Source organism: Micromonospora globispora (assembly GCF_003857015.1).
GTDB classification, from domain to species: Bacteria; Actinomycetota; Actinomycetes; order Mycobacteriales; family Micromonosporaceae; genus Micromonospora; species Micromonospora globispora.
Genome location: NZ_QGGF01000361.1, coordinates 1 through 25,049 on the forward strand (window position 1 = coordinate 1; position 25,049 = coordinate 25,049).

The 25,049-nt window shown below is 68.2% G+C and carries 30 protein-coding genes; 13 read left to right on the top strand and 17 right to left on the bottom strand.

The window, feature by feature from the left end; translation table 11 throughout:
• Positions 1 to 808: 808 nt before the first annotated feature.
• The 3 genes from DKL51_RS17780 to DKL51_RS17790 form a co-directional block, all read right to left on the bottom strand.
• On the bottom strand, positions 809 to 1,069 hold the full coding sequence (locus DKL51_RS17780) for an SCO4848 family membrane protein (RefSeq protein ID WP_109945900.1): 261 nt from the start codon (positions 1,067 to 1,069) through the stop codon (positions 809 to 811).
• 37 nt (positions 1,070 to 1,106) lie between these two features.
• Positions 1,107 to 1,688 carry an alpha-ketoglutarate-dependent dioxygenase AlkB gene (locus tag DKL51_RS17785; RefSeq protein ID WP_124812281.1) on the bottom strand — a complete coding sequence of 194 codons (582 nt, stop codon included), beginning with the start codon at positions 1,686 to 1,688 and terminating at the stop codon, positions 1,107 to 1,109.
• A gap of 98 nt (positions 1,689 to 1,786) precedes the next feature.
• Complete coding sequence (locus DKL51_RS17790) at positions 1,787 to 2,254, bottom strand: hypothetical protein (RefSeq protein ID WP_123809692.1); 468 nt, start codon at positions 2,252 to 2,254, stop codon at positions 1,787 to 1,789.
• A gap of 283 nt (positions 2,255 to 2,537) precedes the next feature.
• Here DKL51_RS17790 and DKL51_RS17795 point away from each other — a divergent pair, with 283 nt between their 5' ends.
• From DKL51_RS17795 to DKL51_RS17810, 5 genes are all read left to right on the top strand, one after another.
• Positions 2,538 to 2,975: a PRC-barrel domain-containing protein gene (locus DKL51_RS17795; protein ID WP_124812278.1), complete on the top strand. Its 438-nt coding sequence runs from the start codon at positions 2,538 to 2,540 to the stop codon at positions 2,973 to 2,975.
• A 96-nt stretch (positions 2,976 to 3,071) separates the two neighbouring features.
• Complete coding sequence (locus DKL51_RS35000; RefSeq protein ID WP_165823177.1) at positions 3,072 to 3,239, top strand: hypothetical protein; 168 nt, start codon at positions 3,072 to 3,074, stop codon at positions 3,237 to 3,239.
• Between the two features lie 93 nt (positions 3,240 to 3,332).
• The gene (trpS, locus tag DKL51_RS17800) at positions 3,333 to 4,391 is read left to right on the top strand and encodes a tryptophan--tRNA ligase (RefSeq protein ID WP_109945904.1); all 1,059 of its coding nucleotides are present in this window, start codon (positions 3,333 to 3,335) and stop codon (positions 4,389 to 4,391) included.
• Between the two features lie 281 nt (positions 4,392 to 4,672).
• Positions 4,673 to 6,391 carry an arginine--tRNA ligase gene (argS, locus tag DKL51_RS17805; RefSeq protein ID WP_109945905.1) on the top strand — a complete coding sequence of 573 codons (1,719 nt, stop codon included), beginning with the start codon at positions 4,673 to 4,675 and terminating at the stop codon, positions 6,389 to 6,391.
• A gap of 49 nt (positions 6,392 to 6,440) precedes the next feature.
• Positions 6,441 to 6,923 carry a DUF6098 family protein gene (locus tag DKL51_RS17810; protein ID WP_109945906.1) on the top strand — a complete coding sequence of 161 codons (483 nt, stop codon included), beginning with the start codon at positions 6,441 to 6,443 and terminating at the stop codon, positions 6,921 to 6,923.
• A 64-nt stretch (positions 6,924 to 6,987) separates the two neighbouring features.
• Here DKL51_RS17810 and DKL51_RS17815 read toward each other — a convergent pair whose 3' ends face one another.
• The 3 genes from DKL51_RS17815 to DKL51_RS17825 form a co-directional block, all read right to left on the bottom strand.
• Positions 6,988 to 8,460, bottom strand: coding sequence for a M1 family metallopeptidase (locus DKL51_RS17815; protein ID WP_109945907.1), 1,473 nt, complete (start codon positions 8,458 to 8,460; stop codon positions 6,988 to 6,990).
• A 111-nt stretch (positions 8,461 to 8,571) separates the two neighbouring features.
• Positions 8,572 to 8,808, bottom strand: coding sequence for a hypothetical protein (locus tag DKL51_RS17820; protein ID WP_123809693.1), 237 nt, complete (start codon positions 8,806 to 8,808; stop codon positions 8,572 to 8,574).
• Between the two features lie 108 nt (positions 8,809 to 8,916).
• Positions 8,917 to 9,099: a hypothetical protein gene (locus tag DKL51_RS17825; protein WP_207783918.1), complete on the bottom strand. Its 183-nt coding sequence runs from the start codon at positions 9,097 to 9,099 to the stop codon at positions 8,917 to 8,919.
• A 77-nt stretch (positions 9,100 to 9,176) separates the two neighbouring features.
• Between DKL51_RS17825 and DKL51_RS17830 the strand changes: the two genes are divergently transcribed.
• Positions 9,177 to 9,557: a hypothetical protein gene (locus tag DKL51_RS17830; protein ID WP_123809694.1), complete on the top strand. Its 381-nt coding sequence runs from the start codon at positions 9,177 to 9,179 to the stop codon at positions 9,555 to 9,557.
• A 62-nt stretch (positions 9,558 to 9,619) separates the two neighbouring features.
• Here the strand turns inward: DKL51_RS17830 and DKL51_RS17835 are convergent, their stop codons facing one another.
• The gene (locus tag DKL51_RS17835; protein ID WP_185734837.1) at positions 9,620 to 10,990 is read right to left on the bottom strand and encodes a permease prefix domain 1-containing protein; all 1,371 of its coding nucleotides are present in this window, start codon (positions 10,988 to 10,990) and stop codon (positions 9,620 to 9,622) included.
• Positions 10,987 to 11,361, bottom strand: coding sequence for a PadR family transcriptional regulator (locus DKL51_RS17840; protein ID WP_109945911.1), 375 nt, complete (start codon positions 11,359 to 11,361; stop codon positions 10,987 to 10,989). The genes DKL51_RS17835 and DKL51_RS17840 overlap by 4 nt, the downstream gene beginning before the upstream one ends.
• Positions 11,362 to 11,601: 240 nt before the next feature.
• Between DKL51_RS17840 and DKL51_RS37190 the strand changes: the two genes are divergently transcribed.
• Positions 11,602 to 11,835, top strand: a complete 234-nt coding sequence (locus DKL51_RS37190; RefSeq protein ID WP_369008636.1) for a YcxB family protein — start codon at positions 11,602 to 11,604, stop codon at positions 11,833 to 11,835.
• A 606-nt stretch (positions 11,836 to 12,441) separates the two neighbouring features.
• Here DKL51_RS37190 and DKL51_RS17850 read toward each other — a convergent pair.
• From DKL51_RS17850 to DKL51_RS17865, 4 genes are all read right to left on the bottom strand, one after another.
• Positions 12,442 to 12,735 carry a DUF7336 domain-containing protein gene (locus DKL51_RS17850; RefSeq protein ID WP_109945913.1) on the bottom strand — a complete coding sequence of 98 codons (294 nt, stop codon included), beginning with the start codon at positions 12,733 to 12,735 and terminating at the stop codon, positions 12,442 to 12,444.
• 281 nt (positions 12,736 to 13,016) lie between these two features.
• The gene (locus DKL51_RS17855; RefSeq protein ID WP_109945914.1) at positions 13,017 to 13,499 is read right to left on the bottom strand and encodes a YxiG-like protein; all 483 of its coding nucleotides are present in this window, start codon (positions 13,497 to 13,499) and stop codon (positions 13,017 to 13,019) included.
• Positions 13,500 to 13,660: 161 nt separating this feature from the next.
• Positions 13,661 to 14,149 (bottom strand): hypothetical protein, encoded by a 489-nt coding sequence (locus DKL51_RS17860; protein WP_109945915.1) that lies wholly within the window; start codon positions 14,147 to 14,149, stop codon positions 13,661 to 13,663.
• Between the two features lie 581 nt (positions 14,150 to 14,730).
• Positions 14,731 to 15,186: a MarR family winged helix-turn-helix transcriptional regulator gene (locus DKL51_RS17865; RefSeq protein ID WP_165823178.1), complete on the bottom strand. Its 456-nt coding sequence runs from the start codon at positions 15,184 to 15,186 to the stop codon at positions 14,731 to 14,733.
• An 89-nt stretch (positions 15,187 to 15,275) separates the two neighbouring features.
• On the opposite strand from DKL51_RS17865, the gene DKL51_RS17870 reads away from it, so the two are divergent.
• Positions 15,276 to 15,683 (top strand): hypothetical protein, encoded by a 408-nt coding sequence (locus DKL51_RS17870; RefSeq protein ID WP_123809695.1) that lies wholly within the window; start codon positions 15,276 to 15,278, stop codon positions 15,681 to 15,683.
• 111 nt (positions 15,684 to 15,794) lie between these two features.
• On the opposite strand, the gene DKL51_RS17875 is transcribed toward DKL51_RS17870, so the two are convergent.
• Positions 15,795 to 17,279, bottom strand: coding sequence for a glycosyltransferase family 39 protein (locus DKL51_RS17875; RefSeq protein WP_109945917.1), 1,485 nt, complete (start codon positions 17,277 to 17,279; stop codon positions 15,795 to 15,797).
• A 613-nt stretch (positions 17,280 to 17,892) separates the two neighbouring features.
• On the opposite strand from DKL51_RS17875, the gene DKL51_RS17880 reads away from it, so the two are divergent.
• Entirely contained in the window at positions 17,893 to 18,645 is a 753-nt protein-coding gene (locus DKL51_RS17880) for a tyrosine-type recombinase/integrase (protein ID WP_124812279.1), read from the top strand.
• A 273-nt stretch (positions 18,646 to 18,918) separates the two neighbouring features.
• Here DKL51_RS17880 and DKL51_RS17885 read toward each other — a convergent pair whose 3' ends face one another.
• Both DKL51_RS17885 and DKL51_RS17890 read right to left on the bottom strand, forming a co-directional pair.
• Positions 18,919 to 19,467 carry a hypothetical protein gene (locus DKL51_RS17885; protein ID WP_109945919.1) on the bottom strand — a complete coding sequence of 183 codons (549 nt, stop codon included), beginning with the start codon at positions 19,465 to 19,467 and terminating at the stop codon, positions 18,919 to 18,921.
• Between the two features lie 100 nt (positions 19,468 to 19,567).
• A complete protein-coding gene (locus DKL51_RS17890; RefSeq protein WP_109945920.1) occupies positions 19,568 to 20,095 on the bottom strand; it encodes a hypothetical protein in 528 nt (175 codons plus the stop codon).
• Positions 20,096 to 20,553: 458 nt separating this feature from the next.
• Between DKL51_RS17890 and DKL51_RS17895 the strand changes: the two genes are divergently transcribed.
• Positions 20,554 to 21,327, top strand: coding sequence for a PH domain-containing protein (locus DKL51_RS17895; protein ID WP_109945921.1), 774 nt, complete (start codon positions 20,554 to 20,556; stop codon positions 21,325 to 21,327).
• A gap of 735 nt (positions 21,328 to 22,062) precedes the next feature.
• The gene (locus DKL51_RS17900; protein WP_123809697.1) at positions 22,063 to 22,344 is read left to right on the top strand and encodes a toxin-antitoxin system YwqK family antitoxin; all 282 of its coding nucleotides are present in this window, start codon (positions 22,063 to 22,065) and stop codon (positions 22,342 to 22,344) included.
• A 150-nt stretch (positions 22,345 to 22,494) separates the two neighbouring features.
• Here the strand turns inward: DKL51_RS17900 and DKL51_RS17905 are convergent, their stop codons facing one another.
• Entirely contained in the window at positions 22,495 to 22,719 is a 225-nt protein-coding gene (locus tag DKL51_RS17905; protein WP_109945923.1) for a hypothetical protein, read from the bottom strand.
• A 412-nt stretch (positions 22,720 to 23,131) separates the two neighbouring features.
• On the opposite strand from DKL51_RS17905, the gene DKL51_RS17910 reads away from it, so the two are divergent.
• Entirely contained in the window at positions 23,132 to 23,326 is a 195-nt protein-coding gene (locus DKL51_RS17910; protein ID WP_123809698.1) for a hypothetical protein, read from the top strand.
• Between the two features lie 304 nt (positions 23,327 to 23,630).
• A complete protein-coding gene (locus tag DKL51_RS17915; RefSeq protein ID WP_165823179.1) occupies positions 23,631 to 24,338 on the top strand; it encodes a PH domain-containing protein in 708 nt (235 codons plus the stop codon).
• Between the two features lie 267 nt (positions 24,339 to 24,605).
• Here the strand turns inward: DKL51_RS17915 and DKL51_RS17920 are convergent, their stop codons facing one another.
• Positions 24,606 to 24,884 (bottom strand): hypothetical protein, encoded by a 279-nt coding sequence (locus DKL51_RS17920; RefSeq protein ID WP_123809699.1) that lies wholly within the window; start codon positions 24,882 to 24,884, stop codon positions 24,606 to 24,608.
• Positions 24,885 to 25,049: the final 165 nt, after the last annotated feature.

A 25,049-nucleotide genomic window follows, 5' to 3' on the forward strand; every position in this document is an offset into this window, starting at 1 on the left:
ACAAAATGTTGCCAAAGGAATCCCAACCAACAGACCAAAAGGCCTGCCAGTCCGGGGTAATAATCAATTTGGCACTGGCTTATCAAGCACCCTGTTGAGTTCTCAAAGAACAACCACACACCATCCGGAAGCCCCCCAATCAGGAGGACCCCATCCGGGGCATTTCATTCGTCCCGCACCCGCCGCTCTCGCGCCGGGCACTCTTACTACGTTACCTCACCGTCTCTGCCGTGTCAAACCGTGTGTCCCGGTCTGTCGTGCTTCGTACGGGTTGGCGCCCGCTGAGCTCGCGCAGCAGCGAACCACTGCGCTAGATCATCGGATTTGGCAGACCGGCCGCTGCGGTGTCCCGCAACCTCGCCCGGTGCCTGCCGACCGTCAACCTTACCCGGTCGCTTCCGCTCCGCCAAATCCGCCTCGCGGCCGATCCGCCAAGCCCCGCCCGGACCGTGTCCTCCAGGAGCGAACCCCTATCTGACCTCGGTGCCAGTCCGGTTCGGCCGCTCCAGGTCTTTCGCCCTGTTTCGTCCGTTCCGCGCTGGCAGAGAGAAAGTTACGCGTCTGCGGGTTTGATCGTCAAATCCGTGGGTAGCGTCCCGCGTCACATCATCACCGCAAGGCTATCTTGCCTGTTCAGCGCTGTTCATGCGGCCGTTTTCGCCGCGCCCATGGCACCGGCAGGGGATGCGCGTCGGATGCAGCGTCGGCATCCGGTCGGGACGCCGCGCCGCGCTACCTGGCGCAGGGGTCGAGCGGGGCGCGGCCGACGGGCGAGACGCCGCGGGGCACTACCCGGCCACAGGGAGCGTCAGGGAGTCGAGCGGTCACGTCGACGGGCCGCGAGCCAGCCGCGTACCCCGAGAACTCCGACGGTGGTCCCGATCGCCAGGGACGCGGCGATCAGCAGCGCGTGCACCCAGAGGAAGCTGGTGGCGGCACCCTCGCCCACCGTTCCGGTGGACCAGGAGCGCGGGTCGTTCCAGATGGCGACCGCGAACCTCGGCCAGATCACCCAGGTCCAGACCCCGACCCCAACCAGGAACAACGACCAGCCGCGCGACAACACCATGGCTGGCCAGTATGCCAGCGGCAGCTGGGCGTGAGGGCTACCCGGCCAGGGAGTCGGACCCGGCCCGGGCGCCCCGCAAGGTGCGGAAGGTCAGCGAGTAGCGAAGCTGCGGCACCGGCGGGATGCTGTGCTGCCAACTCGACCGGGCCGCGCCGGTCAGCACGTACCCGGAGCGGGGTGCGAGCTCCAGCTCGTACACCCGACGGTCCTTCCCGCTGCCGCCCTGAAACCGCAACAGGCAGGCGGAGCCCAGCGACAGGCCGACGACGGTCGGCCCGAAGGTGGGCGCGTCGCGGTGCCACCCGATCACCGAGCCGGGCGGGTACCGGGTCACCAGAGCCTGAGCGAGGGCCTCCGGGGCGAGGCCGGCGAGGTTCGCGCAGCGATCCCGGACCCAGTGCAGCGCCACCGGCAGCGCCTCGGTCTCGGTCAGCTGGAAGGAGCCGTAGTCGTAGTCGAAGCCGAAGTGCCGGACGGTGCGCCGGGCGATCTGCCCGTGCATCCGGACCTCGTGGAAGTCCAGCGCGTCCAGCGCGGTCAGCAGCGACCGCTCCTCGTCGTCGTCGATCAGCTCCGGCTGGTACGTCAGCCCGGCCGGGCGCTCGTGGACCCCGCGCATCCGTCCCACGACCCGACGGTAGCCGTCACCACTCCCGTCCACCCGACGGAAGGCGGCGGCCGGGCGGGCGGTCCGCCCGCCCACCCGGCCGCCAGCGGTCAGAAGCAGGTGACCGCGCCACCGATCGCCGGGTTCGCCCGGTCGTGCCAATGAATGGCGCCGGAGGCGTCCACCATGAGGCCGCCCCAGATCGCGCAGCCACTGCCGACGTACCCGTAGACCGGGCCGGCGGCGTAGCGCCGGTTGCCGTCGTCGACCCCGGCGGACGTCGACTCCGGATCCAGGTACACCTGCGTCCGGGTCAGCACCCCCACGTACGCCGACTTGATCGTCACCGTGCAGCCGTACTGGACGAGGGGGTTGTGCAGCAGGTAGACGGTGCCGAGCAGTTCACCCGTGCCGGCGTCGCGGATCGGGTCCTGGTCGACGACGGTGTAGCCGAGCCCGCAGAGCCCCTGCGGGGTGTACGGGTTGACGGCGGCGGCCTGCGCCCCGGTCCCGGCCGCCCCGACCAGCGCGGCCAGCAGAGCCGCCCCGATTCCGATTCGTCGAATGGCGCGGTGCATCTGCACTCCCTTTCCTCGGCGACGACGGTTGCGCGCTCAGAATGGCCGGCGCGCGGGCGCCCATCGAATGTGCGTACTGGACACTGCGATCCAGCGGGTGGTGTGCGATTCGGCTGTCGCAGCCCTCTTCACCTGCGCGGCAGGACCTCTTTCCATCGACGCCCACCGACTATGAGGTATCTCCCAGAACTGATCCGAGGCCGACCGGAATTGCGAAGGTGTTTCCGCTATTCGCCGGGCGGGCACTGTTTCGGTCAGCCGACGACGACACCGGAGGTGGGCCATGCAGCCGTTCAATCCGTGGACCTGGCGGGACCCGTCCGCCCTCGCCGGCGGGTACGACCAGAGCACCCCGGCCGACGTGCCGCGGCAGCGGCCGGAGAGCTCCGACGACGGCCCCGACGCGCCCGGTCCGGGCACCCCGATCGACCTGACCGGCTACCGGGTGGAGGCGACGGACGGGCGGATCGGGTCGATCGACGAGACGAGCGCCGACTCCCGGTACCTGGTGGTGGACACCGGGCCGTGGATCTTCGGGCGGAAGGTGCTGCTGCCGGTCGGCACGGTGGCCCGGGTCGACCACCTGGAGCGCACCGTGCACGTGGACCGCACCCGGGACCAGGTGAAGAACTCGCCCGCCTTCGACCCCGACGAGTTCGGCCGGCCCGACTATCGCCAGCAGGTCGGCAGCTACTACCAGGAAAGCTACGGCCGGGACTGACCTCGCCCGGACCGTCGACGCGGTGGCCCGGTGGGCCGCCGCGCGGCTGTTCCGGCCGGGCAGCCGGAGAGCCGGACCGCCCGGTATCTTGTAGCCATGGTCCGGCCGCACATCACGGTGCCGGAGACCGTCGACGGTCTCCAGGCGGATGGCGTGCCCGTTCTCCCGATCCGCGTCGACGACGGCCGGGAGCAGATTATCGACGTACTCCGTGCCGGTGGGCTGCGGTTCCGCGCCGGCGGGCGATGGCGGTTCGCGCTCTGACGAGCCGACTCCACTGACCGGGGGCGATCCGCCCCGGGTCTCTCGCGCGCCCGCGCGTCCCACCGTTCTCCTCGGCACGAAAGGCGTACCACCATGTCCGCACCACGAATGCTCACCGGCGACCGCCCGACCGGGCGGCTGCACCTCGGCCACTACGTCGGCAGCATCGCCAACCGGGTGAAGCTGCACCAGCGGTACGAGAGCTTCTTCATCATCGCCGACCTGCACATGCTCACCACGAAGAACACCCGCGAGGACATCGAGCAGGTCTCCCGCAACGCCCGCGAGATGGTCACCGACATCCTGGCCGCCGGCATCGAGCCGGACCGGGCCACCTTCTACCTCCAGTCGGCGATCCCGGAGGTCGGCGACCTCAACACCCTCTTCCAGAACCTGGTGACCGTGCCCCGGCTGGAGCGGGTTCCGTCGATCAAGGAGATGGCCCGGGACGCCGGCAAGGAGGAGATCCCGTACGGGCTGCTCGGCTACCCCGTCCTCCAGGCCGCCGACATCCTCTGCGTGAGAGGGCAGGCCGTCCCGGTGGGGAAGGACAACGCCGCGCACGTCGAGGTGACCCGGGAGATCGCGCGGCGCTTCAACCACCTCTACGGGAAGGTCTTCCCGGTACCGGAGCTGATCGCCGCCGAGACGCCCACCCTGGTCGGCACGGACGGCCAGGCCAAGATGAGCAAGAGCCGGGGCAACGCCATTGCGCTCTCCGACGACGCGGCGACGGTCCGCCGCAAGGTCATGGGCATGTACACCGACCCGAACCGGGTGCGGGCCGACGTGCCCGGCATGGTGGAGGGCAACCCCGTCTTCGCGTACCACGACGTGTTCAACTCCGACCGGGCGCAGGTCGAGGAGCTCAAGGAGCGCTACCGGGCCGGCCGGGTCGGTGACGTGGAGGTCAAGGAGAAGCTGGCCGTCGCGCTCAACCGGTTCCTCGACCCGATCCGGGAGCGCCGGGCCCGGTTCGAGGCGGACAGCGGCCTGGTCGACCAGTTGATCGTGGAAGGCACCGAACGGACCCGCGTCGAGGTGCGCCGCACCCTGGTCGAGGTCCGCCGGGCGATGGGGCTGACCAGCGCGTACACCCAGGTGCGGCGGCGGGCCGAGCGGTACCGCAAGGCCGCCGCCACGCCGGCCTGACCTTCCCGTACGACCGGGAACCGGCCTGGGAACGGCCTTGCGCCGTACCCGGGCCGGCCGGTTAGGCTGCGAGCATGACCTGCCTCCGCACCCTGGTGCCGACGTCCTGCGACGTGTCGGTCGGTGCGGCGCGACGCCGGCGATCCGACCGCCTGCGCTGAGCACGTCCCTCCTGCGACCGGCGGATCGAGCCGCCGGTCTTTCTCGATCGTCCTCGGTCCGCCCGCATTCCCCGTCCGGAGATCCGCGCGACCGCGGGTCCGAGCGAGATCGGCGTACCCATGGATCTGGAGAAGTTGCTGACCGACCGGCTGGCGCCGGCGTTCTCGGCGGTGGCCGGCGTACCGGTCGACCCGGTCGTGCGGCGCTCGCAGCGCGCCGACTTCCAGTCCGACGCGGCGCTGGCGCTGGCCCGGCGGCTGGGTCGGCCGCCCCGGTCGATCGCGACGGAGGTGCTGGAACGCGCGGAGGTCGATGACCTCTGCGCCACCGCGGAGGTCTCCGGGCCCGGCTTCATCAACCTAACCGTGGCCGAGCGGACCCTCGGCGGGCTGGTCTCCGCGCTGGCCACCGACCCGCGACTCGGCGTACCGCTCAGCCCTGCTCCCGAAACGGTGGTGGTCGACTACTCGGCCCCGAACGTGGCGAAGGAGATGCACGTCGGGCACCTGCGGACGACAGTGATCGGGGACGCCGCGGCACGGCTGCTCGAGTGGCTCGGGCACCGGGTGGTCCGGGCCAACCACCTCGGCGACTGGGGCACGCCGTTCGGGATGCTGATCGAGCACCTGGTCGACCTGGGCGAGGCCGAGGCGGCCCACGAGCTGTCGATGGGCGACCTGGACTCCTTCTACAAGGCGGCCCGGGCGAAGTTCGACGCCGACGAGGCGTTCCGGGAGCGGTCCCGGCTGCGGGTGGTCGCGTTGCAGGGCGGCGACGAGGAGACGCTGCGGCGGTGGCGGCTCCTCGTCGAGCAGTCCGAGCGCTACTTCCTGACCGTGTACGACCTGCTGGACGTCACCCTGACCGGCACGGACTTCCACGGCGAGAGCAGCTACAACGACCTGCTCGGCCCGGTGGTGGCGGAGCTGGACCGGCAAGGGCTGCTCCGGGAGAGCGACGGCGCCGCCTGTGTCTTCCCGCCCGGCTCGGTGGGCCGGGACGGTGAACCGCTGCCGCTGATCGTCCGCAAGTCCGACGGCGGGTACGGCTACCCGGCGACGGACCTGGCGGCCATCCGGCACCGGACCGGGGAGCTGGGCGCCACCCGGCTGCTCTACGTGGTCGGTCTGCCGCAGCGGCGGCACTTCGAGATGGTGTACGCGGTGGCGGAACAGGCCGGCTGGCTGACCCCGCCGGCGCGCGCCGAGCATGTCGGGTTCGGTTCGATCCTCGGCCCCGACGGGCGGATGCTGCGCAGCCGGGCCGGGGAGTCGGTAAAGCTGGTCGCGCTGCTGGAGGACGCGGTGGCCCGGGCCACCGCCCTGGCCCGGAGCCGGAACCCGGAGCTGGGCGAGGCGGAGGCGGCCGAGGTGGGCCGCGCGGTCGGGATCGGTGCGATCAAGTACGCCGACCTCTCCAGCGACCGGCACCGTGACTACGTGCTGGACTGGGAACGGATGCTGTCGCTGGACGGCAACACCGCGCCCTACCTGCAGTACGCGTACTCCCGGATCCGGTCGATCTTCCGCCGGGCCGGGGTGGCGGCCCGGCCGGACGCGGGCGTGTCCCTGGCCGAGCCGGCGGAGCGGGCGCTGGCGTTCGAGCTGGTCGGCTTCGGCGGGGTGATCGCCGAGGTGGAGCGGAGCCTGGAGTTCCACCATCTGGCCGGCTACCTGTACCGGCTGGCCAGCGCGTTCAGCGCCTTTTACGAGCGCTGCCCGGTGCTGCGGGCCGACGAGCCGGTGCGGGACAGCCGACTGGTGCTCTGCGACCTCACGGCGCGGGTGCTCCGGCAGGGCCTCGACCTGCTCGGCATCCGTACGCCGGAGCGGATGTGATCGCGGATAGCGGTGAATGGCCGACGCGGGACCGGGCACATGACGTTGTATGAACGGCGTGCGCAACGAGGCGGTGATGCCGGTCCTGGACGACCTCGACGAGGTCGTCGACCTGCTCCGGAAGACCGGACCGGATGAGGACCTGTACGTGCGGTGGTCGCGGGGACCGGAAGCGGACCTGGCGAGCGGGTGCGGGTCCGAACAGTCCAGCAAGGACGGGCTGACCGGCATCGAACTGCCCGGCCTCTCGGCCAACCCGCTCGCCGTCGAGTCCTGGTGGGGCGACCGCCCGCTGCGCCTCTGGGTTGCCCGCCGGCTCTACGACTACCGCCACCTGCGGGAGCTGCGGGGCCCCGGCGTACGGCCGTGGGTGCTGGTCGGGGAGTCCTGTGGCCGCGGGCCGGACAACGAACCGCTGGTCCGCTGCCACCGCCCGGTGGCCTGGGTGTCGGAGCGGGCGCTGCGCGAGGCGGACCGGGCGGTGGAGGAACAGGCGTCCCCGGAGTGGGGGCCGCTGCACCGGACGGATTGACCCTGCTCCGCAGATCCCAGCGGCGGCGGCGCCGGCACGGTGGCCGGCACCGCCGCTGCGGGCGTCACGTGGTGGTCGACTTCGGGGTGGTCTTGGAGTCGAGCCAGGTGTTGATCAGCTTGGTGAAGTTCCGGCCGGTCTGCTTGTTGACGAACGCGATGAACGAGGCCCGGTCCTGCTGGGTGTTCCGGTGCTCCTGGGCCCAGGCCCGGGCGAGCGCGAAGAACTTCTTGTCGCCGAGCGCGTTGTGGAGCTCCCGCAGCATGGCCTCCGGGCAGAGGTAGACGTTGCCTTCGGCGAAGTTCTTCGGGTTCGGCTTGCCGGGCGGGCCGAGCTTCGCCCGCAGCTTCGCGTCGGCCTGACGCAGGTAGCTGTCCAAGCTGGCGTCGCTCAGGTGCAGGGTCTCCTGGATGTAGAGGTCCTGGGCGTACGTGGCCCAGCCCTCGTTGAGCCAGAGGTCGCGCCACGTGGTCGGCGTGACGGAGTCGCCGAACCACTGGTGGGCGTACTCGTGCAGCAGGTCGGTGCCCCAGCGGTCGCGTCGGGCCTTGGTGTTGTCGATCTTGCGGCCCATGGTGATCATCTGCTGGGTCTCCATGCCGGACTCGGAGTCCACCACCACGACGCCGCCGCTCGGGAACGGGTACGGCCCGAACCGCTTTTCCAGCCAGGCGATGTACTGCGGCGACTTCTTCAGGTACGGCAGCAGCTTGTCGTCGGTGCCCTTGCGGTACCAGTAGGTCAGCGGGATGCCGCGCGGCCCCTTGGCCGTCAGCTTCTGGTACTTCCCGACGGCGAGTGTGGTCAGGTACGTCGCCACCGGGTCGGCGCTGCGGTAGGTGAACGTGGTCCCGGACTGTGCGGCCGGCGTGCCGTTGGCGATCGCGGACCAGCCCGGCGGGACGGTCACCTCGATGTCGTAGAGCGCCTCGTCCGAGGGCTGGTCGTTCGCCGGGTACCAGGTGAATGCCCCGAACGGCTCCTGCATCGTCCAGAGGCCGCCTTCCTTGGTGATGGTCAGCCCCAGGTCCTCCACGTCGCTGCGGTGCGACGGCATCGGGGTGGCCTTCGGCCGGCCGTGGTACTTCACCACCAGGGTCACCGGCTTGTCCGCGGTGACCGGAGCGGTGACGGTCAGCTTCTCCTTCGCCACCGTGCCGGTGACGGTCGCGCCGTCCAGCGTCACCCCGTCGAGCTGGTAGGGCATGAAGTCAAGGGTGAGGGCGGCCGCGTCCCTGGTCGGCCGGATCCGCAGGGTGGCGGTGCCGGTCAACGTCTTCGTGGTCGGCGCCCACTCGAGCGCCAGGCCGTAGTGCAGGACGTCCAGCGCGGCGGTGCCTCGGGCGGGATAGATCGGGTCGGCAACCGGCGTCGACCGTCCGGCCTGCCAGACCGTGTAGTCGATCGCGGGCGCGGTCGGGCTCGGGGTGGCCGAGACGGACGAGGAAGGACCGGCGGCCGGGGTGCCCGGGTCGGACGTGCACCCGACCACGAGCAGGGGTGGCAGGAGCAGGGTGAGAAGTACGGGGTGACGCATCAGCGCACCGTACGACAGGGATCGCTTTTCGTGGGGTACACCGTTCCGGCCCGCGCCCGCGGGCCGGCCGGTCGGGCGGCGATGAGACGGTCGTCCGGTTTCGCCGCGCGTTCACAAGCCGATGATCCAGCGCACCAGCTGGATGACCCCCTGGATCACACCGAGGAGCAGCGGCAGCAGCGCCAACGCGGCGAACAGGCGGGCGAAGAACCGGCGCCGCGGTGTCCAGCCGTCACCCATCCGGCCCAGCATCGCCATCTGTGACTCGAACAGGTACGGGCTCGGGTGATCGCTGGTCATGTACTCCAGCGGATCATCGTCGCGCTGCGGTTCCCGCCGGTACGCCATCACCACATCGTGCACCGCCAGGTCAACTCGGTGCTGTCGTGACCAGCTCCTGCACGGCTTGAGCGAGCTGCGCATCAAGCGTGATGAACGCGTCGGCTTGGAGCTGGGTCAGGGCGATGTACTCGGCATGGTCATCTCACCGCGGCGAACTGCCTGGTAGAGCAGCGACAGCACCTGTGAGCGATGAAGCGTCGGAGCCAGGATCTGGTGCGCATCGGGGATGACGGCCTCGTCGCGGGCCAATCGCAGGGCCACGTCCGGCCCGATCACGTACCTGGTCACCGTGTCCATTCCCTCCGCGACCCACCGCCCTGCTCCCCCTGGACGTTCGGTCCTGAGCGGTCATGATCGCCGTCTACCATGCCCCCGTGAACCGCACCCTCCCCGCCATCCTGCTGGCCTGCGCACTGCTCCTCGCCGGCTGTACCGACGAGAAGCCGGCGGCAAGCCGGCCCAGCCCGGACCAGTACAGCCGCAGCGGCTGTCGCGGAGTGGCATACGAGGTGGAGAGGAACAGCCACTTCTGGGCTGGGAGCGCCACCGCCGGGACCCGGGCCAGCGGTTCGTCGGACCCCGATGTCAGGGCCGCCGGCCTGGAGCTGGCAAAGGTCGCCAAGGAGGCCGGCGAGCTGGACGTGAGCAGCCACGGCAAGGCGGACATGACACAGGCCGAGGCCCGGATCGCCGAGGCTCAGCAGAAGCTGATGACGGCCTGCCGTGGACTGCTGGGCGAACCGCCCTGGTCCTGACCGCCCGTCGGGCCCGCTCAACTCCGTCCTGTACGAGGCAGCGTGAGGGGGCCCCTTTCGGCTCAGGCGAAGTCGAACACGAGCGGGAAGGCGAGGACCACTGCCCAGGCCCAGATCGCATACACGATCACGTAACGGGTCTGCCAATGCTCCAGACGGGCGAAGGGCATGCGGCCACGCAGGAAGCCGAGGAACAGCCAGGCCGACCACGTCAGGTTGGCGAGCAGGATGACGTTCTCGCCCAATGCCGCGGTCTTGTTGGGGCTGAAGCCCCACTCGGTGATCCGGCCGGTGATCGCCACCAGCACCATGACGTCGATGATCAGAGCGCTGACGACCAGCGCGAGCTGCAAGCGGTCGAAAAGGCCGGGCCGGGCCGCCAGGTCGCGGGCGGAGATGGCGTACAACAGCAGGCCCAGCACGATGACGAGCAGCAGGTCGAAGAGGATCAGTACGTCGCGCTCGACGTCGATGCCGTTGTTGGTCCAGATGACGGCGGCCAGAAAGGCCAGCAGCGTGGCGGCGAACAGCGGTGTGAAGACACGGGTCAGCACCGGCGCCATGTTCTCGATGACGCTCTGCTTGGCCTCCACCAGCCATGCCGACACGATGACCGCGGCCACGGCGCCGCACGGCAGCAGCCACGATTGGATGAATCCTTCGGCGTCGAGGCCGATGGCCCCGAAGGTATTCGCCGTGAAGGCCATGAGCACGCCGCCGCCCAGTCCGAGGAGGGCGAAGTAGATCAGCCACTCCCCGGTGAACCGGATGAAGTCCATCCGCCGCCGGTCTGAACGCCAGTCACCGCCCACGTAGGCGACGCCGACCACCAGCCACAACGCGAGCGGCAGGTGGATCGCCGTGAGCACGATGCTCTGCGAGTCATCGGCCAGCGGATACGCGTTCGCGGCGAGCGCGCCGAGAACGAACAGCGACGCCAGCACCCCGATCACGCGCACACCGACCCGGCGCTGCCAGGCGAAGTACGCGGCCAGTGCCGGAAGCGCGAAGAGGCTGGCGTTGCGCGCGTAGAAGCCGGCGTCGTCCCCTGACAGGTCGAGCCCGAACAAGCCCGGCACCTTGATCGCGAGCGCCGCGACGGCCGCGCACAGCACCATGACCAACAGCTCCCGACGAGATCGGGCGGCGGTGGGCGCGTCCGGCTCCCCAGGCAGCACAAGCTGCTTCCACAGCCGCTCGGAATGCTCGCGAGCGAACTCCCGCGACAGCTCGTCGAGGCTGCCCATGCGTTTGACAGCGATGAGGAACGCCTCGTCGTTGCGCAGGCCGCTCTCGCTCAGCTCGGTGATCCGGCTGCGGAGGTGGTCTTCCAGCTCCTCGGCATCGGTGTGCTGCAGCTCCCGCCGGCGCTGCATGTAGGCCCGCCACTCGGCGATCTGGCCCTCAAGATCGTTGTCGCGGTCGACGGTCATCGTCCCGCCTCCCATGCCGGTGCCATGATTGGCTTGATGGAGTTTGTCGTGCTCCAGATGCCCCGCAGGGCGTCGACGACCGTGGCCCACTGGCGGCGCTGCTCGGCGAGCTCCGCCCGACCCTGGTCGGTGATGCGGTAGTACTTGCGGCGGCGCCCCCCGGGCGGCGTCTCCCAGGCCGACTCGACGTGACCGAGCCGCTCCAAGCGGTGCAGCAGTGGGTAGAGCAGGCCGTCGGTCCACTCCAGCTGCCCGCCCGACAGTTCGTTGACCTGCTTGAGGATGGCGTAGCCGTAGCTCTCCCCCTCGGCGAGGATCCCCAGCACGAGCGGCGTCGCCGAGGCCGCGACCAGGTCCTTGGTGATGTGCATCCGACCACCTAACCCTAGAACTGCCATGCATAGTAGTTCTAGGTGTCACGGTCGCACAATCCCACTCCTGAGCCAGCCGGACTCGAGAAGTTGTGTCGGTGCCCGCTGAGAGGCTGCGGCTCACGGCTACTTGGAAACAGTTCGAGAGCGAGGCGCCCGAGCTCGCAGCACTGATCGGGACTCGGTTCGAGGCGGCTGAGACCCACGTCCCCGCAACGCTTCGTCAGGATTCCCCGAGATCTGCCGACAAGACGCACTCCTCATCGTGACCGAGGACCGGATCGATCGTCGAGGAGCGACCATCGTAGCGAAGTCCTCTGGACAGCAGTCGTGCGCGTCGTAGAAACCGACAGCGGCTGGTTGCTCTACTACGGCTCCCGCCACGCAATCTCGGTGCCCAAGGACGCCTTGAACGAAGACCAGGAGGCGCAGTTCCGTGCTCTCCTCGGCACACGTAGTCCCGTAGCTGCCTGAGCTGGTGGCGGAACAACCTTGGCCCCCTCCGGGGAGCCTGGTAGCCCTTGCGGTGCCCGACGAGGAGATCAGCGGCGGCATCTCTGAGGAGCGCCCGGGTTCGGGGCGGAGCCCCGAGGTCCTCTAAGTTCTGGTCGTCCCTGAGCGTGCCCGACCGGAGGTCGCCAGCAGGCCGGGGGCGGGCGGGCGCGGGCCGCTTTGCGCGCCGCCTTGATCGCGATCATGAAAGACGTGTACGAGCATCTGATGGAAGGCGATCGCCGCTCGGCTGCGGAGGCCATGTCCCACGCCATGTTCGGCCAATGAGGCGGCCGGTCGCTCCCAGCTTGGCTCCCACGGCCGAGAACCGGCTCGGGATGGATACGAGGAAGCCCCCGACCCCGCCATTCCGGCTGGTCGGGGGCTCCTCCCTGCGATGCGCGCCCGAAGGGACTCGAACCCCTAACCTTCTGATCCGTAGGAGAGTCGGGCACCGACTCGCACCCTGCTCATCTCGCCGCCAGGTCGTGACCGGCGTTCAGACGGTGGCGGTCGTTGGCCTCGCGCTGGGGTCAGGACTTGGCTGTACGAATGGCTGTACCGGTCGCACGGCGAGCATCTGTCTGTCTAGTCGGCTTGATCGTCGCGCGGGATGGACACGAAGCCGTCGTTCCACTGGTCCTGGTCGACGGTGTAGCCGTCGATGTAGAAGCAGTCGGGCTCGTCGCGGAAGCCAGGCAGCTTCCTGGCTCGTTGTATCCGGTCCTCCGCTCGGGCCTCAGACGAGTACGCCCCCAGAATCTTGAGATCGTCACCGTCTTCCTCGTCCCAGACCAACTCGCCGGCTTCGTCTCGATGCGTTGTCGGTCGCCCGTCGAGCCACCGAGCGTGGCGGACGTGCCAGAGCAAGAAGACCTCCATGCAGCCGGACGCTACCCGTTGCCGCTCTACTGCCACCGGGGGGCGTGTTCATCCCCGGAAACGGCGAAGCCACCTGACGGAATCGGACCGTCGACCTACGCATTACGAGATCAAATTGCCCGTCCCGCCGACCCGGACACATGGCGTCCGAGCAGCGGAAACGCCTCTCGACATCTCACACCACTCCCCCGTCCGTCGACCTCTTGCGGACCAAATGCGGACCGCCACGGCTGAGAGGGTCAAGCGCGAATCACCCGGCCTACAGTCCACCTCCGATCCGGCTACTTCTCCTCGGTCACCCGGAACGGCACGGAGCCGATGGGAAGCAGCGTCACTTCCAGGTCATTGAAGATCAAGGTGAGGTTGTGTCCGTTCATCTCAATGCGAACCTCGTGGAAGTCGATCCCGACCCGCTCGGCCCACTCCTGGGCGCGCCGCGAGTCGGCAATCCGCTGCGCTCCGGGGTAGAGGGCCTGCCATCTCACCGCCCACACGTAGCCATCAAGATCCGGCCCGCTCTCCGGGTCCGTCAGGCCCTCGTCCAAGGATTCGCGCCGGGTAGCCGGGCTCAAGGCCGTGGTCGCCTCGGCGACGACGCAGCACTTGAAGAGGTAACGGAGGTGCGCCGGCTGGATGCCCGTCTTCGGATCGGCGGTCACGTAGACGACGACCTCGTAGTCGCGCATGTAGTCGGTGTAGGCGTGGTACACCACCGCTTGGTCGAAGACTTCGTCCAAGGCCCGGTCCAACCGGCTGATCTCCACGCCGCCCGTTCTACCAGCATCGCACGGGCCTTGGGATTAGAAGAAGATCGAAGCGGCCTGGTAGGCGAGCATCGGTCCTGCTCGCGCCGTCGGTCGGTGTCGGCCAGCGTCGGTGTCGGCCGGCAGCCTTGGCTGTACGGATGGCTGTACGGCAACGTGTGTCAGGACTCGTCGGCGTTGGTGTCCGAGACATGCCCCGCTTGCGGAACTCCCCCCTCGACCAGAGCACGAACGTGTTGTCCAACGCCCCGATACCGGGCCACCGCCCGTGACAGACCGTCGTCCTGCACCGCCTGGTCCACCTCATAATCCACGGCGGGCATCCCGGTCTCGGCCTCCACGATCCGGGCAAGGGCGTACGCCGTCGCGATGGCGCCATGCGCGCTGGCTGCAGTCGCTGTGTACCAGTAGGGGAGTTCGATGGAAGCGGAATTGCCCTCGTACCACAGTTGCATCGCCGGGTCTTTCAGCCACAGCTCAAGGTGCGTCGGATACCGATCTTCCTCAGCAGCGCCGATCTCCTGCCGAGCCCGCGAGACGATCCGTCGCCAGGCAGCTTCCTGCTTGTCCGTGAGTTGAAGTGGTGGCAGCTCGTCGCCCAGGCGATCATCGTCCTGACCTGGCACGAGAAAGCCGATCTCGTAACCCATCCTGGGACAGTAAGTTGCGACGCCCAAGCCTAAGCATGTGGGTAGGAAGTTTCGACGCTGCTGGCGTAGCCAGGAAACGCTCCGCCCCGGAAAGGATCTCCTCGTCGGGCAGTCGCCAGACCGTCCAGCCTCCCCGGACGGGGACAAGGTGGAGCGCCATACCTGCCGAACGACCTTGCCCCGTCCGGGGAGGCTGGTAGCCCTTGTGGTGCCCGGCGAGGTGATCCGCGGCTGATCTCTGAGGAGGGCCGGGGTTCGGGGCGGAGCCCCGAGGTCTTCAGATCGTGTCGTCCGTCAGCGTGGCCGGCCGGCCCGGCCGATGCCGGCCGAAGGTCGCCAGCAGGCCGGGGCCGGGCCGGCGCGGCCCGCTTGCGGGCCGCCTTGATCTGATAGAGCGGAATTCGGCAATGCAATGCGGTCTGGGCGGTCTGGGCCGTGTCCCGTCACGTGACGTGCTTGGCACTCGCGGCCCACCAGACGCTTGACATGATCTTCAAGACGCATCGCGGAGGGCTCACAGTCCGCGACAGGGCCGCGCTCATCGCGGCAGTCGATTGCGCCGATGAGAAAACGTTTTTCGATCACGACGGGCGAGTGACGGAACCGAAAAGGCCGGCCGAGTCGGCAATGCGTAGCAGCCCTGTGCGCAGCGCCGCGGCCTGGGCAGTGTCGAAGCCCGCAAGCATTTCCTCGTCGGTCTCCCGTGCCAGCGCCACGGCACGTCGCCGCAGCCGCCGGCCCTTCGTGGTCAGCTCGATCAGCTGCCGGCGGCGGTCGGTCGAGTCGCGAACCCGCCGTACCGCCTCGGCCTGCTCCAACTCGTCGAGCATGTCCACCACGACGCTTGGCGTCACGCCGATAGCGTGGGCCAGTTCGAGTTGTGCCTTTGGCGCGTGGGCAAGCAGCTCGAGTAGCGCGCAGTGTCGGGGACGCAGGCCGAGCGGGGCCAGCCGAGCGGCGAACCGTCCGCTGGCCACCTGTCCGAGCTTGCCCAGCAGGAACGCGAGCGTCTGGGTTACCGACTCTTCCGTCGCCACGTACCCCATGCTAGCTTGACCAAATGATTCGGCAGCCGAACCATATGGCATCCTCACGAAAAGTCCGAACGTTCTCCGGACTCGTCGCGGTGCTCACCGTGCTCTCCTCCGGCTACTTCACCGTGTCCGGACTGGTGCGCCCCGGCGCACTCGTATCCGGTGGCGAGGCCGCAGCCGCCAGGACGTACGCTGCCTACCTCGCAGCCCGCAGTATCGTGCTGTTGGGCGCGTTGATGTGGCTACTGGTGGTTCGGGCCTGGCGCGCATTGGGACTGCTGCTCGGGCTCAATGGCGCCGTGCAACTCATCGACGCCGCAATCGGCGCCGCCCACCACCAGATCGCACAAACAGTGGGACCAATCTGTTTCGCCGTGGCACTGTTCATCGCGGCTCGCAAACTCGGCGCACTCACACTGACACCCGGACAACCGGCCGGCCCAGCCGACCACTCGAGCCCAGTTTCATGTCAGTGCGCCGTCACTGTCCCTCGGTTGTGACCGACTGTGACCAGGATGATCGACCAACCAAGGCCGGCTGAATGCATGTGCAGGGACGGATTTGTCAAGCATGTGGTGGGACTCGACAGCGGACTAGACAGCGGACCTTGTTCAGCCGTAGTGGCGCAGCTGCGTCCAGGTTTGGCCCCACGGCTGGCGTGGCCCGGTGCAGAGGTAGACGTGCCCGCCCCACTCCTGGTTATCGACACCGTAGGGATTGCTTACCGTCGCCACCGCACGCACGCTGGTGAACAGCTGCCCGAGCCGGATCGCGTAGTCGGTCCCGTCGATCGGGCCGGGTGTCACCGCGATCACCGTAGTCGCGTCCGGATCGCCAGGCCCCCACCACGAGTACGAGTTGTGCCCGCTTACCGCCGCAGGCATGCCGCTACCGCGGTCGAACGTGTCGATTGCCCCGGCCTCACCGTAGTTTTCGGTGTAGATCACGGTTCGGGACCGCTGGTCGGCAGGTAGCGACGACCAGACGCCACGGACGGTGGCGGCCAACTGCGGCCAGCCGACGGTCTCACTCAGCGTCTGATTGACCCGGTACGTCCAGTTGATCTGAGTCGGCGGCAGCACCGGCACCACCAGCGGCAGCGCCGCCAGCGTAGTAAGCGCGGTCCCGATCCCGAGGATCCACGCCCGTCGCTTCCGTGCGCCCAGCCAGCCGTCCAGCGCGACGGCCCCGGCGGCGAGCAGGTAGATGTAGGCCCCAGCGACGTAGTAGATCTTCGCCCCGGAAATGAGCGCGAACAACACGAACAGGATCGCGTACGCCCACACCAGCCCGCGCAGCACCGACTGCCGCGACCGCCACAGGTGCCGCAGCCCGACCACCCACACCCACACCATCGCCAACGACACCATCAGCAACTGCCCGACGACGAAGTTCGCGATCTGGCCTGCACCGCCGTTCTCCTGGTTGAGCGCCTGACTCATCGGGATCGTCGCCCAGCCGTGGCGGGCCTGCCACCACAGGTCGGGCAGCGCGAAGGCCACCGCGATCGCGAACCCAGCGGCGAACCAAAGGTTCATGATCAGACGCCGACCACCGGCCAACAGCGTCCCGGCCACGAGCGCCACGGCGAAGAAACCGATGCTGTGCTTATTGGCCAGGCCGACACCGAGAACCACGCCGGCGGCCAGCCACCACCGGGTATCGTCGGTCCGCCCGACCCGGATAGCGACGAGCGCGAGCGCCGCCCAGGCCGGGATGTCGAACGCGGTCGGCCCCATCAGATGTGCCGCGGCGGCCAGCACCGGCATGGACGCGGTCGCCCACGCGGCCATCAACTGCGCCCGGCGCCCGCCGCCGAGCTCCCGCGCGATCAGCCCACCGAGCATGACCGTCACCCACCCGGCCAACGCCGCCCACACACGCAAACCGATCACCGACGGACCAAACAGCCCCAGCGAAATCCGCGCCAGCAGCGGTACCAGCACGGGCTGGTCGACGTAGCCGGCCTGCAGATGGCGGGCGCAGTCGAGAAAGTACAACTCGTCGCGGTGAAACCCATACCGCGCGGACAGCGCCATCAGCACCGCAAACACGACCGCCCCGATGACCACCACCCCAGCGTGCAGCGGCGCCACCCCGGCACACCCGGTCGCATCCCGGCCCGCCACAAGCGGTCGACGACCGTTGAGTGTTGGCACGAGCTCAAGTTAGTGGGTCGGGACAAGCCAGTGAGTTCGGGTACCCCGGCCCCAGCGCCAAGCTGGTCCGGCCTCTGCCGGTGCCGGCGGTGCCGGAGTTCACCGCCCTACCGGTCGGGCCGCAGGAAGACGGCGACGGCTACCCGCTGCGCCTGTTCGGCACTCAGGTCCTGGTCGTGGGCGGTCCTCACCACCGGCCCGGCCCCGGCTGCGCCGGGCGAGGAAGCCACCCAGCCGGCCCGGCCAGTGGAGGCGACCGCCCCTCGCGTCCGTCAAGCCCCGTCGCCGGTCGCCTCGCCTGCTGTCCCTGAGCCGGTCGCCCTGGTCCCGGCTGAGCCGACCCGCCCGACCCCGCTGGCTCCGGTCTCGCCGGCCGCGTTCACCCGCCGCAACGGCGTCCCGCTGGTCAGGGAGGTGACCCGATGAGCGACGCCATCGCCTCCGGCCTGCTCCTGGTCGGCGCTCTGGTCCTGTTCTGACGGTCTCGGACTGCGACCTGCTGTGGAAAGCAAAGCGCGACGCGGGCTACAGCACCAACAGCGTGCGGATCATGCGGACGGTGCTGCGGAAGGCGTTGGGGCAAGCCGAGCGGGAGGGCCTGGTTCCGCGGAACATCGCTGGGCCGTCGGCGGCTCCTCGCGTGGTCGCCAAGGAGGGGCGCACGCTGACCCCCGAGCAGGCGCGGACCCTGTTGGCCGAAGTTCGGGGTGAACGCAAGGAAGCCCTGGTGACGATCATGCTTGCCTACGGTCTGCGGCGGGGTGAAGCGCTCGGGCTGCGGTGGGATCGACTCGACCGGACGGCCGGCACGCTTCTGGTGTCGCACAGCGTCAAGCGGATCAAGGAGCGCGACCCGGCCAGGACTGGCCGGCGGACGTGCCTGGTGGTCAGCGAACTCAAGACCCGGCGCTCCCGACGAACGCTCTACCTCACGCCGCAGCTGGTGGAGCTGCTACGGCGGCACCGGGCTCGGCAGGCTGAGGAACGACTGGCGGCCGGTGAGACGTGGCAGGATCACGGATTGGTCTTTCCCAGCGAGGTCGGCACACCGCTCGATCCTGACAACTTCTCGCACCGGCTCTCTGCCCTGTGCAAGCGGGCCGGCCTAGGTCACTGGCACCCGCATGAACTGCGCCATTCCGGGGCGTCCCTGATGCTCGCCCAGGGCACGCCGCTGCATATGGTTTCCGAGGTGCTGGGGCACACCTCAATCGCGATCACCAAGGATGTATACGGACACCTGATGGAGGGTGATCGTCGATTGGCTGCGGAGGCGATGTCCCGTGCGCTGTTCGGGAACTGAGGGACCGGTGGCTCCCAGCGTGGCTCCCAGGACCCCCCGCACGCTGATGCCGGCGGACACGAAAATGCCCCCGACCTCGCCGTTTTGGCTGGTCGGGGGCATTCCCTCACTTTGTGCGCCCGAAGGGATTCGAACCCCTAACCTTCTGATCCGTAGGAGCGTCCGAGGTTGGCTCCTTCCCCGCTCGCCTCGTCCGCAGGTGCGGGCCGATGTTCTCGTGATGGCGCTCGGTGGCGTCGCACTGGGGTCAAGCGGGGGTCACCTGCCGGCGCGTCACGGCAAGTTCGGCAGTACCAACAGCCATGTGCGGACACGCTCAGCATCCGGCCCGGCGGGCAACTGATCAACAAGCGGCGCGAGCGGGGCAAGGAGGTTCTTGTGGCGGCGAAGACGCAGGATCTGCTCGACCGGCAGCGTCCGCCAGCGGTCAGCCAACTCGCCCGCCTCGGCGGGCGTCAGCGTCACGGCCGCCAGGACGCGTCGGACCAGCGCGGCCCGCTCCCACTTCTCGTCACCCGGCACCGACCCGAGTTCCTGGATCAGCAGGCTACGCAGATTGAATCCGTCGGCAGCTGCGCTCCAGCGGTCGTAACCGGCGAACTGCTCGGCGCGGTCGGTCAGCGACAACGCCACCTCGGCCCATTCCCGGCGCGCCTCTGCGGTCAAGGTCCGGTCGTAGGCGTGGCGCTCCGCAATCGATCGCGTCCTGAGCCACCAGTTGACCGATCGGGGTGCGTTGTCCTCGGTCAAGGTGCTCATCCATTGGCGGACACGGGCACTCGACCAAGCATCCATGTCACCGGCGAGATCCTGGTGCGACATCCGCTCAGTGTGCCCCGGCCTCGCTACGGCCAGGACTGGCGTCAGGAACTCGCAGCTTGGGAATCGAACAAGATCGGATCCGGGCACCGCCTTCCCGTTATCAGCTGTGGCAGCCAAGATCCTCCCCGCCAGGCAGAAAGCTGATCTCAATCTCAATCTTGCCGTAGGTGTGCGGACCCGGCGGGAATCGCCCGTACACCAGCAGCAGACGCACCTGCTGCCCGCTCGTCTCCCGGTCGGCGCACAACCGATCTGCCGGATCTGGACCCGGCACGATCCTCCAACGACCCGCCATTAGCAAGGTGCGATAGTGGTCGATGGCGGCATCCATTGAGGTGCCGGGCGGCAAGCTGATGGCCGCCGAAATGCGCCCCCAATCGTCGCTTTCGCCCCCGCACGGGGCCTGATCGATACGGTCGAGGGTGGTGCCCGGGGGAGGAGAGGTCAGCACTCGGTCTCGCGCCAACTGCTCGGCCAACCGGTGATCGGCATCCGTGCACTCGGTCTCACGAGCGCCCGGGCTCTTAATCGGCTCGGCGAGTTGCAGAATCGCTAGACCAGACAGCACCAGAACACCGACCACCACCGAGCTGACTACGGCGGTGCGGGCAAAGACTCGCTGGGGCACCGGGCGAGGGTAGGACAGGTAAGTCGTGCCAGCGGTCCTGGGAGGATCTCCTCGTCGGGCAGTCGTAGACCGTCCAGCCTCCCGGGACGGGGACAAGGTGGAGCGCCCTACCGGACGAGTCTCAATGGCGGTCGTCAAGGGCCGGTGTGGCGACCGAAGGATTATGAGATCAAGTTGGCTACCCCGAACCACCTGCACGGACTGCGGTCTAGCAGCGGAAAGTGCTCTCGACATCTCACACCGCTGCCCTGCCATCCGTCGCCCTCTTGCGGACTGAATGCGGACTGCCAGGACCAGGAGGTGGACTTGGGGCTAGAACGAAGATCTCGCGTGGCCGGTCGCAGCCGAAGCCGCCACTCAGGCCGTCGGCCAGTGTCGGGCATGATGGCGTTTGCTGGCGTCCTTCGCTGTACGGATGGCTGTATCGCCCGCGAGGTTGTCGTGTCTACGCTCCCCGCGTGTCGGTGAATCTTGCCCGGGTCCTCGCCCTGCCCTTCGGGTTGCTGGCGTTCGCGCTGCGGTTGGCGGCAATGTTTTGGGTGATGCCTCTGACCTGGCACACGCGGTCGGCCGATGCGGGTCTGCTGGTCTGGCTCACCGCTCTCGCGGCCAGCGCGTTGGCTCCCGTCGGCTTGTATCTCTTGCTCACAAGGCCCGTACCGCGTCGTCCCGCGTCGTTCCAGCTCGACGACCGACACGGCGGCTTCGTCGCTCCTGCCTCCCCGCACGAACTCGGCCCCCTAGTCATCGTCGTGCTGTGGGTCGCGCCGGGTTCAATGGTGACCGAACGAGTGCCCAATGGAGACGGCTTGCGCTTCGCTCAGTTCGACTACGCTACGTTGGTGTCGGCCGCCGTGGTGGCCCTACTCTTCGTGCCCGCCGTGGTGCTGCTGCTCGTGAATCGACCGCGACTAGCGCTGGATCCGGACGGGATCACGGTGCAGCGGATGACCTCCCGCCGGAGAATCGGCTGGAATGAGTTGGCCCCCGGCGGGCCGCCGCCCCCCACGGCCCGGAAAGCCCGCTACCTGACGCTCTACCGCACGACCGGCCCCACACCGGGCCGTTACCCGAGACCCGAACAACTGCCCGTGGGCTGGTTGCACGCGGATCCCGCATTCCTCGCGAACACTATCCGCCATTACGTGGAACAGCCCGCACAACGACACAACATCGGCACCGAACACGAACTGGCCAGGCTGCGCTCCCAGCTCGGTAGTCAAGGACGGTGACCAACCCCTGCGCACTGGTACTGACTGTCAGCTTGGGAATCTCACAAGATCGGCTCGGAGCGTGGCGGTACGCCTGTTCAACGCGCTCTCAAGTGGCCTGGTTTGGCCCCCGGTGACACCACGTTGTGGCCCGTGGATGGCCCGGCGGGTCCTGTGATCCGTAGAGGCCTGCAACGTCGGCTCCTCTCGCGTCCACCTCACCGTCAGGCCCGCGCCGATGTTCTCCTGATGGCGCTTGCTTGCGCCGCGCTGGGGTCACTACCGAGGTAGACGAGGCCAGGCAACCTAATGGCATACTCCCGAGCATGGCGCGGGGGTTCGAAGAGGACGAGGGGTGGTGGGCTGTTGGCGCTCACCTGTTCGTCGTCTGCGCGGTCGGTGGCGCGGCCACCTGGTTAGCCAGCGTCGTGCTCGCGGTTCCTTTCGTGAAGTCGAACCTGCCGCTTGTTGTTGGTCTCCTGGTTGGCGTTCCGCTCGGTCACCGAATATTTTACGGACTGCGTGATCGCTACCTCCGTCGTCACCGGTCATCGCCGGTCGACAGACCGTAACTGGCAGCTTCGCGTGGCGACCCCTGCCTTGCAAAGATCGCGACTGCTGTCGGCCAGCGTGGACCATCGCCGCTGACCTGCTCGACTCGTCGGCTACGGTCGCTCGCCACCTGTGCACGTCGGCCGGCTTGGCTGTACGGATGGCTGTACAAGGCCCACAGTGACGAGTGCCATGATGGCCCGCGTGGGCTCGGAGGACATCACCGTCGATCGGCAGTTCAACGGGTTTCGGCAAGTCTGGAGCCAGCACCCGAACGGGGTGTTTCACGGGCCCTATGCCGTCTACTGGGAGAGCGGCCCGATCCTCTGCATGGAGGGCCAGTACGTCGATGGCTCCCAAGAAGGACTCTGGACGTACTGGGACCGCGATGGGCGCATCACGCACCAAGCGATCTTTAAGAACGACGCAGAGGCCAAGAGGCGTACCGCCCCACCGTGGCTCGGTGGGATGGCTGATCAACGGTAGGCACAAACCGTCAGTTTGGAAGAGCGCGCTCGACCGGCCGAGATGCCCGAAACGCCTGCGACCGGCGGCAGGGCTTAGTGCCGCTCGTGCCCGCTCATGACCGCTGTGCGCCACAGTTACTGGCCCGTGGACGGCCCATCACGGCCTGGTCTAGTCGAAGTCCATCGACTGCGAAAACTCCCACAGAACCCAGCCGAAGACGCCGAGGACGACGAGCAGGAGCAGGATGAGCAACAGGATGCCCGTGACCATTCTTGTGCGCGCCGTCGTCATGCTGTGCCTCTCGCGAGCGTCGCTGGACGAAGCTTCATGATCTCCCAAACCGCCCTGGGCATGCTGCCCTTGCAGGCTGTGCGACCGGCCGGCGCTGACCACCTAATCCGTAGCCTCGGCTGGGCCGTCCGGCTCGGTCCAGAAGGGTCGGCAACCACTGGCATCAGCGCTCTAGTCGTCCGCTGCAGCGTCGGTCCGTCCAGCGCCGTTGCTGTCACTCGTTGTTGTCACCCTGCTCGGACGGCAGCCAGCTCGGATGCCAGCCAGCTCCTTGTAGAGACTGCACCAGGGCGAGCGGTCCGGCACGCCTTGGGGACTGCTGATGGTTGGCCCTCTGCCGTTAGGTGCCGTTGCTAGCCTTCTGGGCGTGGGCGTAGACGTTGAGCTGATCAGGGTCGAACAGCTGGGCACGAGCCCTCGCCACCGCCGGGATTTTGAAGTAGCGGTAGTAGGTGACGTGCTATTCCGGTTCGCTGCCGTGCTTGAGCGCTCGCAGCACAACGGTAGGACTCCGATGTTGGACCGCATCGATCCATACGGGGTGCTGGAACTCACGCCCGCCGAGATGACTCAGTTCATCGGCGAATTGGATGTTCTCGTTGAGAACGTCCAGAACGTTGGCGAGCACCGGGTGCTCGACGCCATTCGTGGGCTTGCCGGGCGATGTCTCGTCGATTCAGACCTGCGTCTCCGATTCGTCGGCGACTAGGCCGTTCAGCGCCGGACCCTGCTGGGACTGCGACACACGGTTTAGGAAGTGTGGACACGAGCGAAAGCCGCTCGGCAGTGACCTGGCTTGACCTGCGTCGCCATGCTGGCTCGCACGTCCAGGAGCTGACCGCCGTTGACCCTCGGCACCCGCCCCATCGGGCACGCAGCGGGCACGGTGACCGAGGGGTTATGAGATCAAGACGAGCGACCCGGCGAGCTGGACGGTTGGGCTGCTAGGGCGCGTTTCAAATAGCGCTAGGCGTGCTCCACGGTGAGAGCCGTCTTGTGCCACCATGGCCGTCATGGAGCGTTCACCCATGCCTGGTGAGCCCGATCGGGCAAGGCTTCTGGCGGGCTCGCTGATCGTCAGCGTCCTCTTCGGCTGGGCCCTGGGTATGGCCCGGAGTCTCATATACGGCGACTCGGTCATCTACGAAGCGCTGTTCGGGGTGTTCGGCGGTCTCGTCACGGGCGTGGCCATCTATTTCGGCATTCTCAGGCGGCGACGCTACAGCCGTTCCTTCGATCCGGCCGACCGGGTCGTGACCGGGCCGCTGGACGCCGAGCCGCTGCCGTTTGTCTCACGCCGCTACCGAATGCCCTTCCCGGTGTGGGCGATCGCGACCGTGGCCGTCCTCATGTCCACGGGATTGGCGGTCGCTGCGTGGTTGATCGACGAACCGGGCTCGGTGAGAGCCGCCGGCTGGGCACTGTGCGCCATGGCGTGGGCGTTTTTGGTTTCGGTCGCCCTCAGCTATACGGACGTGTCCACCGACGGCATCGTCGTGCGGACGCTCACCGGTCGTCAGCGCATCGACTGGCCCGAGCTGGCCGAAGTTCGATGGGAACGCGAAGTCAACCGCGACGTGCTGGTGTTCCGCACCGTCGACGGCCGGGCGATCACGGCGGCCGGAGTCGGCGCCTCCCGCACGGGGACCGGCGAGCTACGGATGGCGCGCATGCGTAACGACATCGAAGACGCATGGACCGCCGCTGGCCATGCCCCGTAGGGCGTGTTTGCGGCCGCGTGGGAGGCCGCTGTCTGCTGGGACGACGAGTAAGCCGTCAAGCGGCTCGCCGAAGTCCGAGCAGTCTGAGCGGCTGTTCTCTATCTATGGATCGGTGGTCAGGCCTCCCGGACTAGCAGCGGAAACGGCTCTCGACATCTCTCACCGCTCCCCACCGTCCGTCGACCTCTTGCGGACTAGATGCGGACCGCTGCCCCTTTGCACGTTCATGCCGGGCCGATCCTCGTGGCTGTTGCTGGCGGATCGCGCTCAATCGGCCCGGACCGCGGCTTCTGGCCCTGCCCCATCCTGAGTCGCGCGCTGCCGTCGCCGCAGCAACACGGCTGGCACTAGGTAGCCCACACCGCCGACCGCCCACACTGCGGCAGATACCCAATGCCACGGCGTGGGGTCTCCGACGGCCACGACCACCCACCCGGCGGCCATGAAGAGCCAGACGCCTCCCATGATGAAACCCTGCTTCGGCGTCTTTACTGTCTGCCACCACGGGTTCTTGGCTGGCTTCATATTGGCGATCTTCGCACTCATCACGGGACCACGCCGCCCTGCCACGTACCGCTCCTCTGCCTGAAGCCCATCTCCGCCGTGAGTCCGCACATCGTGGAACGGGCCTGTTCCCCGGTGTCAACACAACGAACCACCGTGTTGACACCGGGGAACAGGTCTGTTCGGCTCTGCCCGGACTCACGGTGG